This is a genomic window from Arthrobacter sp. P1_B9 (assembly GCF_056406495.1).
In genome coordinates this window covers 89,489-106,123 of record NZ_JBFUAA010000009.1, presented here as the reverse complement: position 1 = coordinate 106,123, position 16,635 = coordinate 89,489, and the positions used below count along the sequence as shown (strand labels likewise).

Annotated in this window: 12 protein-coding genes and 1 pseudogene; 2 read left to right on the top strand and 11 right to left on the bottom strand. The window is 67.2% G+C overall.

The window, feature by feature from the left end; all coding sequences use genetic code 11:
- The first annotated feature begins 12 nt into the window (after positions 1 to 12).
- A complete protein-coding gene (locus tag AC1D1A_RS13910; RefSeq protein WP_476947955.1) occupies positions 13 to 2,016 on the top strand; it encodes a vWA domain-containing protein in 2,004 nt (667 codons plus the stop codon).
- 69 nt (positions 2,017 to 2,085) lie between these two features.
- On the opposite strand, the gene AC1D1A_RS13905 is transcribed toward AC1D1A_RS13910, so the two are convergent.
- From AC1D1A_RS13905 to AC1D1A_RS13890, 4 genes and pseudogenes are all read right to left on the bottom strand, one after another.
- A complete protein-coding gene (locus tag AC1D1A_RS13905) occupies positions 2,086 to 3,996 on the bottom strand; it encodes an ATP-binding cassette domain-containing protein (RefSeq protein ID WP_476948002.1) in 1,911 nt (636 codons plus the stop codon).
- Positions 3,997 to 4,143: 147 nt separating this feature from the next.
- Positions 4,144 to 4,350 (bottom strand): annotated as a pseudogene (locus AC1D1A_RS13900) (FHA domain-containing protein); the annotation flags it as partial.
- An 11-nt stretch (positions 4,351 to 4,361) separates the two neighbouring features.
- On the bottom strand, positions 4,362 to 6,011 hold the full coding sequence (locus AC1D1A_RS13895) for a serine/threonine-protein kinase (protein ID WP_476857598.1): 1,650 nt from the start codon (positions 6,009 to 6,011) through the stop codon (positions 4,362 to 4,364).
- Positions 6,012 to 6,014: 3 nt separating this feature from the next.
- The gene (locus tag AC1D1A_RS13890; protein ID WP_476947954.1) at positions 6,015 to 7,775 is read right to left on the bottom strand and encodes a zinc ribbon domain-containing protein; all 1,761 of its coding nucleotides are present in this window, start codon (positions 7,773 to 7,775) and stop codon (positions 6,015 to 6,017) included.
- Positions 7,776 to 8,068: 293 nt separating this feature from the next.
- Between AC1D1A_RS13890 and AC1D1A_RS13885 the strand changes: the two genes are divergently transcribed.
- Entirely contained in the window at positions 8,069 to 9,526 is a 1,458-nt protein-coding gene (locus tag AC1D1A_RS13885) for an MFS transporter (RefSeq protein ID WP_476857596.1), read from the top strand.
- A 40-nt stretch (positions 9,527 to 9,566) separates the two neighbouring features.
- Here the strand turns inward: AC1D1A_RS13885 and AC1D1A_RS13880 are convergent, their stop codons facing one another.
- The 7 genes from AC1D1A_RS13880 to AC1D1A_RS13850 all read right to left on the bottom strand — a co-directional run bounded on the left by AC1D1A_RS13880 (position 9,567) and on the right by AC1D1A_RS13850 (position 16,634).
- Positions 9,567 to 10,151 carry a hypothetical protein gene (locus AC1D1A_RS13880; RefSeq protein WP_476947953.1) on the bottom strand — a complete coding sequence of 195 codons (585 nt, stop codon included), beginning with the start codon at positions 10,149 to 10,151 and terminating at the stop codon, positions 9,567 to 9,569.
- A 20-nt stretch (positions 10,152 to 10,171) separates the two neighbouring features.
- Positions 10,172 to 10,567, bottom strand: coding sequence for a PEP-utilizing enzyme (locus tag AC1D1A_RS13875; protein ID WP_476947952.1), 396 nt, complete (start codon positions 10,565 to 10,567; stop codon positions 10,172 to 10,174).
- A gap of 1 nt (position 10,568) precedes the next feature.
- Positions 10,569 to 10,982 (bottom strand): hypothetical protein, encoded by a 414-nt coding sequence (locus AC1D1A_RS13870; RefSeq protein ID WP_476947951.1) that lies wholly within the window; start codon positions 10,980 to 10,982, stop codon positions 10,569 to 10,571.
- Positions 10,983 to 11,189: 207 nt separating this feature from the next.
- On the bottom strand, positions 11,190 to 12,899 hold the full coding sequence (locus tag AC1D1A_RS13865; protein WP_476947950.1) for a phospholipase C: 1,710 nt from the start codon (positions 12,897 to 12,899) through the stop codon (positions 11,190 to 11,192).
- 81 nt (positions 12,900 to 12,980) lie between these two features.
- Positions 12,981 to 13,988, bottom strand: a complete 1,008-nt coding sequence (locus AC1D1A_RS13860) for a DUF6454 family protein (protein ID WP_476947949.1) — start codon at positions 13,986 to 13,988, stop codon at positions 12,981 to 12,983.
- Positions 13,989 to 14,162: 174 nt separating this feature from the next.
- Positions 14,163 to 15,710, bottom strand: coding sequence for a glycoside hydrolase family 32 protein (locus AC1D1A_RS13855; RefSeq protein ID WP_476947948.1), 1,548 nt, complete (start codon positions 15,708 to 15,710; stop codon positions 14,163 to 14,165).
- Between the two features lie 36 nt (positions 15,711 to 15,746).
- Positions 15,747 to 16,634, bottom strand: coding sequence for a carbohydrate ABC transporter permease (locus AC1D1A_RS13850; RefSeq protein ID WP_439954127.1), 888 nt, complete (start codon positions 16,632 to 16,634; stop codon positions 15,747 to 15,749).
- Position 16,635 lies beyond the last annotated feature (1 nt).

Here is a 16,635-nt window from a genome sequence, read left to right as displayed (position 1 = left end):
TAAGGAGGCCTCATGACCGCTCACAACCGGTCCAGGTACGGCCGGTACACGGGAGGACCGGATCCGCTCGCCCCGCCGGTGGACCTGGCGGAGGCGCTGGACGCCGTCGCCGAGGACGTCATGGCCGGCTACTCGCCCCGGCACGCCCTCCGGGAGTTCCTGCGCCGCGGCGGCCGGAACCGGGAAGGCCTCGACGAGCTCGCCGGCCGCGTCCAGCAGCGGCGCAGTGAACTGCTGGGCCGGCACAACCTGGACGGCACCCTCAGCGAAGTCCAGAAGCTGCTTGAGACTGCGGTGCTGGAGGAACGCAAGCAGCTCGCCCGCGACGCGATGATGGACGACACCGACCGCGCCTTCCGGGAGATGCAACTGCAGAACCTGCCGCGCTCCACGGCGGCGGCGGTCAACGAGCTCGCCTCCTATGACTGGCAGTCGAGCACCGCGCGGGAGGCCTACGAGCGGATCAAGGACCTGCTCGGCCGCGAACTCCTGGACCAGCGGTTCGCCGGCATGAAGGAGGCCCTCGAAGGCGCCACCGAGGAGGACCGCGCGGCCGTGGCCGAGATGCTGCAGGACCTCAACGGGCTCCTCGGCAAACACCGCCGCGGTGAGGACACCGACGCGGACTTCCAGGAATTCATGGCCAAGCACGGCCAGTTCTTCCCGGAGAACCCGCAGTCGGTCGAGGAGCTGGTGGACGCGCTCGCCCAGCGCGCGGCCGCCGCCCAGCGGCTCCTGCAATCCATGTCCGCCAAGCAGCGCGAGGAGCTGATGCGGCTCTCCGCCCAGGCGTTCGGCTCGCCCGAGCTTATGGCACAGCTGGGCCAACTCGATTCCAACCTGCAGGCTTTGCGCCCCGGCGAGGACTGGTCCGGCTCCGAACGCTTCGAGGGCGAGGAAGGACTCGGACTCGGCGACGGCACCGGCGTGCTCCAGGACATCGCCGAACTGGACGAGCTGGCCGAACAGCTCTCCCAGGCCTACAGCGGGTCACGCCTCGATGACCTGGACCTGGACGCCCTCGCCCGCCAGCTCGGACAGAATGCCGCCGTGACGGCCCGCACCCTCGCGGAGATCGAACGGGCAATGCAGGACGGCGGTTTCCTCCAGCGCGGCGCCGACGGCGATCTCCGGCTGTCCCCGCAGGCCATGCGGCGGCTCGGCAGGTCGCTGTTGCGGGACACCGCCAAGCAGCTCTCCGGCCGGCAGGGCCGCCGGGACACGCGGGTTGCCGGGGCGGCCGGGGAGCAGACCGGCTCCAGCCGCCAATGGGAGTTCGGCGACGCCGAACCGTGGGACGTCACCCGCACCATCACCAACGCGATCCGCCGCACGATCGCCGACGGCGGTGACCCGGGCCGCGGACTGCGCCTCGCCGTGGGCGACATCGAAGTCACGGAGACGGAGGCGCGCACGCAGGCCGCCGTCGTCCTGCTTGCGGACGTGTCCTTCTCGATGGCCGCCGAGGGACGCTGGGTGCCCATGAAACGCACCGCCCTCGCCCTGCACCACCTCGTCTCAACCCGGTTCCGCGGCGACCGGCTGCAGCTGATCACGTTCGGCCGCTACGCGCAGACCATGGACATTGGCGAGCTCACGGCCCTGCCGGCCCTGCGGGAGCAGGGAACCAACCTGCACCACGGCCTGCTGCTGGCCGGCCGGTTCTTCCGTCAGCACCCGTCGATGCAGCCCGTCCTCCTCGTGGTGACCGACGGCGAACCCACCGCGCACCTGCTGGCCGACGGCGAGTCCTGGTTCTGCTGGCCGCCGGACCCGGAGACCATCCGCGTCACGGTCGCCGAACTGGACCGCCTGGCCCGCGCCGGCACGCAGGCCACGTTCTTCCGGCTCGGCGACGACCCTTCCCTGGAACGTTTCGTCCAGCGGATGGCCCGCCGCATCGACGGCCGCGTGGTGGCGCCCGAGGCCGGAGACCTGGGCGCTGCCGTGGTGGGCGAATACCTCCGCGCCCACTTCCGCGGACGCCCCTACGACGACGCCGACTGGGCCCAATAGATCCGCGGCGACTCTCCACCACTGGCGGGGTAATTGGCCACGCCGTCGGGGTTTGACCGCAGTTCGATCTCACCGCCAAGGGTTTCGGTTGACAGAATGGTGCAACGCCCAATAGGCCAGTGCGAGGAACGCGACGGCTTGAATTCCGAGGAACCCGGTGTCTGTGAGCCATTGCTCGGCTGTCGGGTCGTAGAGCGTGTCCACTTCGGGTGCTGGCGGTTTCTGGAGCCCGACAGTGGCCGCCGCAGCCGCGTAGCCAAAACGTGCAGGGAGCAGCCACGACACCTCCTCAAGTCCGGCGCGGCCTTGGATAGCGAACAGCCCACCGCAAAGGACCAATTGAGCCATCACCAAGGCGACGAGCGCAGGCATGGTTTGTTCAGTCGATGTCGCGGCAGCCGAGATCACCAGCGCGGCGGCGGTCATGGCGACGCCAACCGCTGCCACAGCCACCGCAATCTCCAGGTGCCCATTGCCGAGTACCAAGGCATCGTCCGGTCCCGGCAGACCGAGGAGAGCCATCACGGTGAACAGGATGCACTGGATTGCGACCAAGGCGCCAAGCACCACAAACTTGCCGAGCAGGTAAGCCGTAGGGGAGAGGCCAACGGCCTGTTCCCGCCGGTAGATGGGCCGTTCCGCGACCAGTTCGCGCACCGTGAGGGCTGTTCCCATGAGCGCTGCTCCGACCACCAGGACAATGAGCCGCTGTTGGACCTGATACAGATCGCCCCCGGCCTCCCGCATGGACAGCCCGGCCTCGCCGGGGAAGGCGTGCGCCATCAGGGCGAGCAGCATCGGCATGCCGACAAGGAGGACGACGAAGAGGCGGTCTGCGGCGACGACGGCGGCGTTGCGCCGCATCAGCGTCCACAACTGGCGCAGCGGGGCCGCGCGGGGCGGAGGGGGCGCGTCGCCCACAGGTACGGGCACGTTGGCTGAAGCGGTCCTTCCTATGTACGCGTCACGAGCAGGCGATTGGGCGTATTTGCCCACCCACGTCGGGTCCTCGAGTGCCGCAAACGCCGCAGGGTAGTTGTCCACACCGAAGAATGGGAGTACTTCGGCCGGTGGTCCAAAGAACGCCACGCGTCCGCCGCGGGCGAGGACCAGCACACGGTCGCATTCGTCCAGGGCCAGGACGCTGTGGGTGACCACCAGCACGACGCGGCCGGCGTCGGCGAGTGAGCGCAAGCTGCCCATGACCTGCTTGTCCAGGCCGGGGTCGAGCCCGGAGGTAGGCTCGTCCAAAAAGAGCAGCTGGGGCGCTGTGAGCAGCTCGAGGGCGATCGAGGTCCGCTTTCGTTGCCCCCCGGAGAGGGAATCGATGCGCTGGTCGATTTGGTTGGTCAGATCGACCTCGGCGACGACTTGATTGACCCGTTCGTCGCGCTCTGCGGAGCTAGTGTCTGGGGGCAGTCGCAATTGAGCTGCGAAATGGAGCGCGCGGCGGACGGTGAGTTGCCGGTGGAGGATGTCCTCCTGGGGAACCAAGCCCACCAGGAACCGGAGCTGGGCGTACTCGGCGTAGAGGTCCCGCCCGTTCCAGCTGACGTGCCCGCGAGTGGCCGGGCGCAGCCCGGTAAGGGCGCCCAGGAGGGTGGATTTGCCAGCGCCGGAAGGCCCTATGACCGCCACGAGCGTCCCGGCCGGGACGGTGATGGACACATCGTCCATCAGGTGGGCTCCGGTCTTGGTGGTGACCTCCAGGTGCCGGGCGCTGAACGCGGGACGTTGCGGTGGCGGCATGGCCGCGGTGGCGCCGTCCCAGAGTAAAGTGCTCGATCCGATACCGATGAGGTCACCGATTGAGAGCAGGGCGTCACCGTGGACGCGTTCTCCGTTGAGGAATGTTCCATTGAAGCTGCCGGCGTCGCGCAGGACGGCGGCTTCGCCGACCTCGACCACGGCGTGACTCCGGGACGCGAGGGGGTCATCCACCACAACGTCGCACGAGTGCGACCGCCCGAGAGTGAGCACGCGTGGCCTCACCGGCTGTCCGGGCGGGTGGGGCCTGAGGAGCACCTCGGGTCCGTCCATAGCGCCAAGACGGAGCCGAAGTCCGCCGGTGAGTAGCGGCACCGGGCCGTCCAGCACACGGTCCGACTCCATGTCCCAGGTGCCGTTGCGGCTTGCCTGATCTGCCGCCCACCATCTGCCTTCGCTGTGCCAGAGCCGGACGTGTTCGCGGCTGACACGATCGTCATCGATAGGGACATCGGCGCCAGGATCCCGACCAACCTGAACTGTCTGCTGCGGCGGAAAGCTCCACTCACGGCCGTTTGCGCGCACGAAAAGCGCAGTTCCGTCCGGGGGTGGCACTTGGTCCGGCATGGCGACCTTCCTTACTTCGTCAGGCGTAGAGAACCGACGACGTGATCGAAAGTTTCCGTGCGCTGCTCGAACAGCGACGAGGGGGCGAAAAAGACCAGGAGTTGGACCGGATCGGTCTCAACGACGAAGACCCGGACCTGCAGCGTGACGGCGGATGAGAGGGGGATCGTCCCCTCCATGGCCTGCCCCTTAACCTCCCCGACGGTAGCTGGCCCGCGGTCCACCAGATGCGCGTCCCGGCCGGGCAGGAGCGCTTCCGCCGTGCGGACGCGGGCGGTCGGGGATTGATTGGTCAGCCCGGCGGGCCGGTGGTAGATGGCGAGTCCGGCGACTTTCTCCGGGGCGCTGGCCGTTCGGGCCGCCGCAGCCGGAGCGTCCGGCTCGTCGGCGAAAAGCGCGGTCAGGTCCGCGTCCGAGAGCACACTGACGGTGCTGTCGCCCGCTTCGTGAGTTCGGGCGGTCCAGCTCTGCGGGACATCGAGGGTGTACGGGACGCCATCCGCGCGAAAGGTTACGTACTTTTCTCCAGACAGCATCGGCGGGAGCAGCGCGCCGGCGAGGATGGCGAGGATTAGGAGGAGGAGCGCCCCGCCTAGCACAGCCAGCCGCGCGGCCCGGGCCGGCCGCCGATCAGCGCGCCTACCCCGGGACCCGGTGGATCGTCCGCCCAAGTGGGCATTCCCGCCCGCGCGGGCGAGGGTCCCTGCTTCCACCGGAGCGCCGCCGTCGTTGTCCTTGCCGGGTGTAGTGGCGCGGGGCGGGACCGCGTGTTTCCCCGCGCGTCGGGGCTGCGCTGGAACAACCTTGCCAGGCGGGCCGCCGGACATCATGGTAACGAGGGCGCCGCATGTTGGGGGCCGGTCCTCGGGTTGTTTCGCCATGCCTTTGACGATGGCAGCCTCCATTGCAGGAGGGACCTCCGGCCGTTCCAAGGTGAGGCGCGGCGGCTCCTCGGTCATGTGCGCCCACAGCTGGGCCGAGTCGTCGTCATGATCGAACGGCGGGTGGCCTGCGAACAGCGTGTAGGCCACGCACGCCAGCGCGTACACATCGGCCCGACTATCGATGGTCCCGCCGCGGATCTGCTCGGGTGCGACGTAGTCCAAGGTGCCGAGGAAGTGACCGGCCGTCGTCACGCCCGTGGCGGAGGTGGTGCGCTTTGTGAGACCGAAGTCCGTGAGGTAGACGAGCCGGTGGCCGTTTGCCAGGTCGTCAGAGAGCAGTATGTTGCCGGGCTTGACGTCCCGGTGGACAAGGCCCGCCCCGTGCGCGGCGTCCAGGGCCGCGGCCGTGTGGGAAAGAATGCCCAGGGCCTCGGTCAGCGGGAGAGGGCCGCGTGCGTCAAGTTCTGCTTTGAGATCAGTGCCGTGCACAAAGCGCATGGCGATGTAGAGCAGTCCCGACCATTCCCCGGCAGCGTAGATCGGCAAGATGTTGGGGTGGTCCACCGAGGCGGCGAGCCGGGACTCACGGACAAACCGCTGACGGAACTTCTCGTTGGCTGCAAGTTCCGGGGCCAGGAGCTTGAGTGCGACGGGTCGGCCGAGCTGCACATCCAACGCCCGGTAAACGACTCCCATGCCGCCGCGGGCGACCAAGGACTGGATTTGGTAACCCGCGAATTCTGCCCCGGGATAGAGGTAATCCTGAACGGGCTCCACGGTTCACCCGACCGGGTAACCGCAGCTGGAGCAGAACCGCGCTCCGGGGCGCACTGATCTGCCGCACTGGGAACAAAACGTCCTGCCCTGTCTCTCCGCGGAGCGGGGTGCCAGCGGTCCGGCCGTGCGGGTTTCGCCACCATTCAGGCCCGTATTTACGTCCCCGGTCGCCCCCGAAGCCGGCTGACCTCGCCCGCCAGATGCCGGAGATTGCGAGGGAGGAGAACTCTTGTGCCCGGCTGCTTCGGTGCGCACGGGGCCCGTCCCGCCGTGTCCGGCCTGCTGTCGCAGGACCTGATCTTCATCAGCGCGCGCAGCCCGGGTCATTGCGGTCTGGCTATCGCCGGTTTGGGGTTTCAGAGGGGCAACAGGTCTCCCTTCGGCACCCTTTGAGCTTGAACGGTCAGCGGGGCGAGGCGGGGCCCCGCGGACGCCCCGAGCGGCTGACGCCCTGCCGCGACGCAGGACCAGTACGGCCAGGATTCCGGCCAGGAGCAGGAATCCGGCGAAGCCGGGCAGGAGGGCAGCCTGCAGGGGGCCGTCCTTGCCAGCGTCTGCGGCGGCGGTCGCCTGGTCTCCCATCGGGTGCTCGCTACTCATCTTTCGGGCCTGCTCAAGATAACTTGTCGCCAAGGCGGAATCGAAGTAGGTCAAGGACTCTTCGAGTGCGCTCTCGGCCGATCCGCCCATGCCCGATGAGAGGTGATCGATGCCCCGCCGGAATACAGCATCGAACTTCGATGGGGAGGCCTCAACGCCCGCCGCGGCCATAGCTGCTTGAATGGACGCGGCCGGCACCAGAGTGCCCTGGCCGTCTGGCTGGCGGGGCCCCATCAGGCCGAGGACCTGGCCGGTTGCCCCGTCCAGCACGGGGCCGCCGGACACGCCGGCTTCGAGTGGCCCGGCAAGGTCCTGACTAGAGCGGATTCGGCCCGCGGCGGTGTCCACCGCCACCGGAATCTGCGCCGGTCCCGCCTTAGGGCTCGGATCCTCGGTGAAGCCGACCAGTACGGGATTCGCACCTGGTGCTGCGGCCGGCGCGGCCAGCGTGGCTGTCGGCGCGCCACCGCCGCCACTGATCCTGAGCAACGCGATGTCCTTGGGCCCGGTCGGGTGGTTGAGCAGCTCGGCCATGACGGTCGCAGGCTCCGCCGTGTAAGTGTGCACCCGGTACTGGGGGACGCGAAAGACGATACAGTGCTCCACCTGGTCGTAGCAGTGCTGCAGGTGCGCCGCCCAGTATCGATCAGGCGTCGAGCCTCGCCGCAGCGGATTCCCGCCGTTTCCAACGATCGGCACTCCGATCACTTTGGCGAAGAGCTCGTTCGCGCTGTAAGCGGCCACAGCGCCCTCGTCGACGGCAAGATTCTCCCAAGTGGTCGCCACAATCCCGTCTGCTGAAACGACCACGCCGGTAGCGGAACCGAGCGGCACTGTGGACCGGCCACGGGAGATCACCACCTCGCCTGTGCTGTGGTCAATATGGGCGATCTCCGCGATGGCAAGGAGGTCGATTCGCACGAGAGCAGCCTTGGACCCCTCGGCATCGCTCTTCAATGTGGCGGATGGAGTAGGCATAGGACTGGCCGCCGATGTCAGCGTCAGTGCAGCGGCGACGCCGACGAGAAAGACCAGGAAGCCGGAAATGCGCCTGTGCATCATCCAAAGCTTTGCCATGAACAGATACATGACGACGGCCATGCCCGTGTCGCGAGACGTGAGGCGGGAACAGAAGACGGTGGCGGCAATTCGCTTTTGGTTCATGGCGGATCCTCTGGTCGAATATGAGACCGTCACGCGGATACGCCTGTGGGTTTGATCAGCCCGTCCCCCGCCATAATGCTAAGCCTTCTGATCATTTGTGTCATCGGAGTTCTTCGGAATAGTTCACAGATCAGGAAGCCGCGGTGGAACGCCATTTGAAGGGACAAGCCGGTCAATCTCCCGTCTGCCCGGGCTGCAAGATCTTGGACCGGGACTAATTTGTCGAACGGGGAAGTTATGTTGTCGGGGCCGTAACCGGTTCACGCACCGCGCTTCGGGCGCCGATGGGAGTGATGCACGTGACCACCATGCCTGCCGAGGGAGTCGGTTTCCGCTCCAAACGCGGACCCGTCCTCATCGCCCTGATGCTCTCCACCGGCCTGGTGGCGATCGACGCGACCGTGGTGGCGACAGCCGTGCCCGCGATCGTGCACGACATAGGCGGGTTCACGTCGTTCCCGTGGCTGTTCTCCGCCTATCTGCTGGCGCAGGCCGTGTCCGTCCCGGTCTACGCGAAGCTCTCGGACACCATCGGCCGCAAGCCGATCATGCTGATCGGAATCGGCCTGTTCCTGCTCGGCTCGATCCTGTGCGGAGTCGCCTGGAGCATGCCGGTCCTCATCGCCTTCCGCGTGGTACAGGGCCTGGGCGCGGGCGCAGTCCAGCCGATGGCCATCACCATCGCCGGCGATATCTACACCCTCGCCGAGCGGGCAAAGGTGCAGGGCTACCTGGCGAGCGTGTGGGCGGTCTCCTCAGTGGTGGGTCCGACGCTCGGGGGAGTGTTTGCCTCACTCGGCATCTGGCGCGGCATTTTCCTTGTAAACATCCCGCTGTGCCTGGTGGCCGGATGGATGCTGGTCCGGTCCTTCCACGAGAACATCGAGCCCGTAAAGCACCGGGTCGACTATCTCGGCGCGGGGCTGCTCACCGTGTCGCTCACCCTGCTCATTCTCGGGGCCCTCGAGGGCGGCCAGGCCTGGGCCTGGGACTCCGCCATCAGCGACGCAGTGTTCGCCGGCGGTGCCCTCCTGTTCGTCGCGTTTATTCTCGTCGAACGGAGGGCGGCGGAGCCGGTGCTGCCGCCGTGGGTGGTTTCCCGGCGGCTGCTGGCGACGACGGCGATGGTCGCCTTCGGGGTCGGAGCGGTCATGCTGGGCATCACTTCGTACGTTCCCACGTTCCTCGTGGGAGCCCTCTCGACCTCCCCGATCGTGGCCGGACTCGCCCTGGCAGCGCTGACCATCGGCTGGCCGATCAGTGCCTCCCAATCGGGCCGCCTGTATCTGCGCATCGGGTTCCGGAACACTGCCCTGATCGGCATCACGGTCACCGTCATCGGCACAGCAGTCCTGGCCGTCACGGCCTCCGTCCCCAACGTTGCGCTGGTCGCCGTCAGCTGCTTCATCGTCGGGCTCGGACTCGGCCTGGTCGCGACCCCAACCCTGATCGCCGCCCAGACGAGCGTCGAATGGAACGAGCGCGGCGTGGTCACGGGCACCAACCTTTTCGCCCGATCCATCGGCAGCTCCATCGGCGTCGCCGTTTTCGGTGCGATAGCGAACGCTGTCTACGCCGGCACCCCGCACGGCGACACGGATCCCCACACCATCGTGGCGGCCTCGTCCGCCGTGTTCCTGGCCGTCATGATCGCCGCCGTCCTCACCGTCATCGCCGTGCTCGGCATGCCCGCCACCAAACCCGTCACACAGGTCCAAGCCGCCGCGCGCGGGTCATCCAGCACCGGTTGACCGCGGTTCCGCTGTCACTTTTGGGGTCGTGCTGGGGCGTTCATCGCCGGATGCCGAGGGTGGCCATGAGATCTTCGTGCAATTCGAACCAGATGCGGTGGAAGGAGTCGCGGTCTGTGGCGGTGAGCCACGCTGGCTCCGTGGCTGCGTTTTCCACTGCCAGCTCGAGGCGTTCCGCGTATCCGCTGAACCGCGGCAACACAGCGGTCAGGCGGACTTCCAGATCGCTCAAGGACGCCAATGCCTGGGTGAAGGTTTGCTGTGTTGGCTCGTCGATCCCATCGTTGGACTGACTTCCCTCGGCGAGCCAGCGGAGTTGGAGTTTGCTGCAGGCGGCCACGACTCCTGCGTTCAGCGGTGCAAACTTCGCGTGCACGGCGGTGACTGCTGCCTGGCCGCCCACGCTGTCCAGCTCCTCGGCCAGGAGCCGTTCGTTTTCAGTCCTGCCGGCCACGGTCAGGGACCAGCCCCGGTTTCCGCCGAATGAGGAGCGCGACGCCCACCCGTTCGCGCCGGCGTAAATGAGGAGCCGTTCGACGTCGTGCGGATCCTGGCCAAACCGGGCGGCAACTGACTCAGTGTCAGCGAAGCCGAGCAGCCTCAGGGCGTGGAGGGTGAGCAGCATGGATGGCTGCTGCGGGCCCATCATGGACCTGCCACGCGACCTGCCGGTTTCGCGTGGACGGTTCCGTGGGTTCCGTCGACCACGAGCGTCGTTCCGTCCGTGATGCGGGTCAGGGCGCCGGCCACCCCCAGAACGGCGGGGATGCCCTGTTCGCGGGCCACGATGGCGGCGTGCGAGAGCATCCCGCCCGTTTCTGTGATGACGGCGGCGGCGATCCCGAACAGCGGCGTCCAGGCGGGGTCAGTGGTGCGGCAGACCAAAACGTCGCCGGGGGCCACCGCGGAGAATTCGTCGACGCTGTGAACGGTCCGGGCCGTCCCGCAGGCGGTGCCCGGGCTGGCGCCGATGCCGGTGAGAACCGCGCCGGCGGGATCGCGGCCTTCCCTTCCGGCACTGGCCTGAGGAGTGAATTCCACGTCAGCCCACCACACCCGTCTCGGGCCTGCCGGACAGCCGATCCAGTCTCTGCTGCGCGGCCTGCGCCGAGCGGAGCCCAAGGCTCTGGGCAATCTGGGGCCAGGTCAGCCCCTCGGCCCGCGCCAGGAACAGGAGTGCCGTTTCCAGGCCATCCATCTCTGCCCGCGCGGCTGACACAAGAGTGAGGGCGGCCCGCACGTCCAGACCATCCACCGGCTCTCCGCGGCCGGTCCCGTTGGACCGCCACAGGACGTGCTGGATCAGGTCACTCGCTGAAGGGGGCTGCCGCTCACCGAGCCAGGGCCGGGGCGGCAGTTCGGAAGCGCCCCGGTCCAGCAACATCCGCGTGGCCTGGCTTTGGCGCTGAGCCTCCGCAGCGTCGCCGCCCGGACGGGTCCCGTCGGTCTCGTTCATTCCAGACTCCATTTTCCCGTCGGCTCGGCACCCCTCAACACCACCAGCTTCTGGCATCAACATCCTGTTGTCAACAAACTGTTGATGCCGCGGGTGGAGGACGAGTCGTTGAGGCGGCGCGGACAGGAACGCCACCCGGCTGTTAGCCGGGTGGCGTTCCAAGGGGGGTGTTTTGCCGGCGGTCCAGGACCGTGCTGTTGCAGGTGTTTACTTTCCGGAGTTGTTGTGGGAGTTGTTGTTGCCGTGTTCGGTGGAGGCGACGGCGCCGGACTGTTCGTTGAGCAGGACCTGGTCGTTGCGCTGTCTGCCGAAGTTGAACATGGCGTTCACCGACCCGGCGGTGGCGTCGGCGGAGGCGTCGCCGATACGGCCGGTGTGCCAGTTGTCCTCGATGAAGCGCAGGATCGACGCCTGGTCGGTCTGGGTGTGGTCCACAAAGTTCTTCTTCGCGTAGGGGGAAATGACTACCAGCGGCTGGCGCGGGCCGGGGCCGCAGCGGTCAGCGTAGCCGCCGGCCATCGGGACGCCGCTGGCTGCGGCGTGCTGGCACCAGGCGTCGTCGTCGGCGGTGTTGGAGGAGTTCTTTGCCTTGGCGGCGACGTGGTCGTACCAGCCGTCCGAGTCGTCGTAGGCAAGCACCACGGCAGTGTTGTCCCAGTTCCGGGATTTCTGGATCTGGTTCACGGTGCTGGTGATGAAGTTCTGCTCGTCGATCGGGTCAGAGTAGGCGGCGTGGCCGTCCTGGAACATTCCCGCTTTCAGGAAGGACACGGCGGGCATGTTGTCGGTGTTGACCACCTTGTTGAACGCGGTGAGGTCGTACTGGTGGTTCGCCTGTCCGTTGTGGCCGATTTCCGCGTCGGACGCCGGTGCCAGGTGGTGCGGGTTGGCGGTGGAGGCGTAGTACTGGAACGGCTGGTGGTGAGGGGAGTAGTCAACCACGCTGGCGCCGGCGGCGTTCGTGTGGCTGGACAGGCACGACGCCGGGGAGTCCGCGGTCGCGGCGGTGGTCGGCGTGAAACCGCCCTGGAACCAGCCCCAGGACGTGCCCTTGGCGTTGAGCAGGTCGCCGATGTTCCTGCCGCTCATGCCGGCCAGGTTGCCGGTTTTGGCGTGGCTGCTGTTCGAGCAGTCGTCGTGGACCGGGTCCGGGTCGTTGATGACGGTGCCGACGCCGTTCGCATCCGGCAGGCTGACAGCACTGCTGCCGGCCGCCGGGGTGGCCACAGGTTGTCCTGCGGCGGTGTACGCGGTGGCCCCGTGGGTCTGGCCGGATACCAGATTCAGCGCCCCGGGTGTGGAGGGTCCGAAGACAGTGCTGAAGTGGTTGTCGCTCATGGAGTAGTTCTGGGCGTAGTTCCAGATGCCGGTGACGGTGTTGCCGTCGTAGTAGTCCATGGTGAGGCCGGGGCGGCCGTACTGGTTGGTGCCGCAGGCGTCGCGGCTGGTGAACTCGACGAACTTGTCCATCGCCCCGCCGTTGTATGCCTTCTGCTCGGCGGTGTATCCGTGGTCCTGGTCGCAGGTGACGGCCTGCGCCGGCGAGAGCCGGGCAGGCTGCGCAGAGTTGGGGTTGTTCGGTGCCAGGAGGCCGGCGGTGGCCAGAGTGTTGATGTCCTTGGGGGTGTTTTTGGCGGCGGCGAAGGAGGCCGTCGCGGTGCCGGTGCCCTGCTGGGTTTCACCCGGGAGATTGGCGGCCTTGGGGTAGGTGGCGAAGTAGTGGTCGAAGGAAACGTTCTCCTGGAAGATCACCACCACGTGCTTGATTGGCGTCGCGGTACCGTTGTGGTTTTCACCGGCGGAGGCCGGACCTGCGCCGATACCGAACATTCCGGCTGTCAGTGCCGAGGCGGCCAGGGCTGCCGCGCCCGTGGCGGCGACCCGCTTCCGGGTGAATCGTTGTGCTGGATGAGGCATGGGGGTAGCCAATCGTTGGTGTTCAGGGATGCCGGCGGCTGATGGCAGGCATTCGTATGCTGCTTGGGTGACCGGCCCGCGTTACTTGGCCGGCGTGACGGTGGCCTCGTAGGTGAGGATTTCGGTGCCGTTGCCTTCCTCGCCGTTGTCGGGGGCCACCTTCATGGTGAGGTGCCCGCCGTCGGCCGTCATTTTGAACGGGTTGCGCGTGGCCACATGGCCTGCGGTGGACCACTGCTGGAAGGGGACATCGCGGATTACGCTGCGGGATTTGAGGTCGATCATCGCCATGCCGCCGAGTTCGTAGGTGGCGCCGGTGCCGCCGGCCGCCGGGGTCTGCGGGAGGTTGGTGATCCCGCTGCAGAGCATCCGGGAGTTGGCCACGTACTGGCAGTCCTGGTAGTCGATGAAGTAGTTCGGGTTCTGCCAGGTCGAGAGCTGCCTGCCCTGCAGATCCCATTCGGCGAAGCGGCGCGAGCCCCAGGTGTTGCCGACCAGGTGGCCGGTCTGCTTGTCCATCACGATGCCGCCGAAGTGGTCCTTCACCTCGAACTGCTTGTGCACTTCCAGGGTGGTCGCGTCGACTCGGTAGATGATGGCGCTGCTGTCCGGCCGGTACTGGGCCACGGGGATCCAGACGTTGGTGCCGTCGAAGTCGATGCCGCCGGGGTGGTACATGTCGCCCTCTCCCAGGACGATGTCCTTTTGCAGGGCGCCGGACTTGTCCATGACGAACAGGTGGCCGACGCCCTTGCCGGGGGTGCGGTCGAAGCCGTTTTGCGGGATCGGGAACTTCACGGTCGGTTCGATGATCTGAACGGCCGAGAGGAAGATGTGGTCCTGGCTGTAGGCGATTCCCTCCGTGTGGTACGTCGGGAAATTCAGCTTCAGCTTCGACGTCTGCTGCCAGTTCGTGTTCCTGTCAACGCCGTTGAAGGCGTCGGCCAGGGCCGTGTTCCTGTCACCGTGGTTGCCGGCGCCGGTGGGGTTGTCTGCGGCCTGGGCGGCCGCGGTGATGCTGATTGCGGACGCGGCCAGGACGATTGCTGCGGCGGCCGTGAGGATGCCTCGGGTGTGAGTCGTGCTCATTCGGGAGCCTCTCAAAGGTTGGATCTCAACAAGAGATCGCAACGTTACTTCCCGGTAATTAAGCCCCGATACGGGCAGGTGAACGGCAGATGGCCGGCAGCGGTCCGGCGGACCGGCTTCGTTTCGACACGGATCTGCCCCCCGCCGTCGCTGGCTTTGGGCCCTTTCAGCCGCTCAGGCGAGGACGGCGAGGCCCGCCAGGGTGCCGCCCTCGCCTTCGGCCAGCAGCCCGACGGCGGTGCCGGAGTTCGCGGGAAAGACCAGATCGGTGATGGTGGCCAGGCCGTCCTGCGCGAAGACCTCGACCGAGCAGCGGTCCAGGAAGACCCGGAGCCTTAGCCGGCCGTCCTCCAAGGACACGGCAACGCGCTCCACCGACGGGAACGACTCGTGGAACCCCACGTTGCCGGATCCGGTCCGGTCCAGGCTGAGCTCCGCCGTGCGGCAGTCGTAGGCCAGGACAGTGCGCGCTCCGGCTCCGGCTCCGGGCCCGGACCTGGAGCCGGATTCCCCGCCCGATTCGATGCCGGCCCGGAGCACCAGACCCACCCTGCCGGCGGTGCCGGGCTCGAAGTCCGCATCGATTCGCAGCACATCACCGCAGGCCTCGGCCGGAAGCCAGGTCACCCCGTCCGCCAACGGCTGCCGGTCCAGCGCGAACACCTCGGTACCGTGGGTGTGGAACGGGTCCACCGCCTCCTGCACCAGCACCGGGCGGCCGCCGCGGCACACCAGCCTGACCTCGCGGACCAGGGACATCGCGCTGCGCCAGCCGTCCGAGGGCGTTGAGGCGGCGTACTGCCAGTTGTTCATCCAGCCGATCATGAGCCGCCGTCCGTCCGGGACGTTGCTGAACGACACGGCCGCGTAGTAGTCCCGGCCCCAGTCGAGCCACCCGTAGTCGGCCATCCGGCTGTCGTCGGCCTGCACGCCGTCGGTGACGGTGGTTTCGGAACGGAACGTCACGCCGTCGAAGGTTCCGATGAAGTACTGGCCGCCCGATCCGCCGGCGATGCCGCCGGGGCTCAGGTTGACCACCAGGACCCACCGGGTGTTGGACGCGTCGCCGTCCACCGGCAGTTCGAACAGGTCCGGGCATTCCCACACCCCTTCCGTGGCGTTCGCCGGGCCGAAGGTGCTCAGGTACTCCCAGGCCAACAGGTCAGCCGACTTGTAAAGGACCACCTCGTGGTGGACCGCCTCGACGGCGACCATCACCCAGTAGCTGCCGGCGGCGCCGTCGTGCCAAAAGACCTTGGGGTCGCGGAAGTCCGCGGAGGCGCGGTCCAGTACCGGGTTCCCGGCGTACTTGGTCCAGGTGGCGCCGTCGTCCGTGCTGAAGGCGAGGGACTGAGCCTGCCGTCCGGCTAGCGGTGAGGCGGGCGAGTACGCGCTGGTGTAGATGGCCACGAGCGGGGGCACGCCTCCGACGCCGAAGCCGCTGGTGTTGTGGACATCGACCACCGCGGAGCCGGAAAAGATGGCCTCCTGCTCATCGCAGGCGATGGCCACGGGTTGTTCGTCCCAGTGCTGCAGGTCTGTGGAGGTGGCGTGGCCCCAAGACATGTTGCCCCACTCCTCGCCGTGCGGGTTGTGCTGGTAGAAGAGGTGGTAGATGCCGTTGGCGTAGACCAGCCCGTTGGGGTCGTTGAGCCAGTTGCGCTCCGCTGAGTAGTGCCACTTTGGCCGGTACTGGCAGTCGAGTTCTGTGAGTGTTTTCATGAGGGTTCTTTGCAGGCTTTCGCGTGAGGAGGCTGGTCAGCCCTTGACGCCGCTGGAGGCGATGCTGTTGATGAATGATCGCTGGAACGCGATGAAAAGGACCACCACGGGAATGGTGATGAGGGACGCGTAAGCCATCACCTCGCCCCAGGAGACGTTGAGCTGGAAGAAGTACTGGATGCCGATCATCACCGGGCGGAGTTCCTCGGACTGGACCACCATGAGCGGCCAGAGGTAGGAGTTCCAGGCGGGCAGGAAGGTCAGGATGGCCACGGTGGCGGTCGCCGGTCCCGCGAGCGGCATGACCACCTTGCGGTAGATGGTGAACCAGCCCGCGCCGTCGATCCGGGCGGCCTCGTCCAGTTCCTTCGGGATGGACTCGAAGTACTGGTGGAACAGGTAGATGGAGAACGCGTTCGCGATGAACGGGATGATCTGGACCTGGTAGGTGTCCAGCCAGCCCTTCGAGATCTCGAGGCTGAACCCGTTGAGCTCAAAGTACGGCAGCTGGTTGACCCACCACACCAGCGGCAGCGCCAGCGTCTGGAAGGGCACGATGAGGGTGGCGAGGATCGCGGTGAACACCACGCGCTTGCCGCGGACCTCCATCCGGGACAGGGCAAACGCGCATAGGCTGTTGATGAAGATGCCTAGCACCACCGTGACCGCGGAAATGCCGATGGAGTTCATCAGGAAGCGGGCGGCCGGCACCCGGTCGAACACGGCCGCGTAGTTGTCCAGCGAAATGTTGCCGACCGGCAGGAACGCCGCCACCGAGGACATGTCGCCGAAGATCTGCTGGTCCGGCTTGAGCGAGGACACCATCATGAACACGATGGGGAAGGCGGCGACGGCGGCGAACAGGAGGCGGACCGCCGTGGTCGCGGCATTGCCGAGACCCTTGGAAATGAGTGTCTGTTTCACG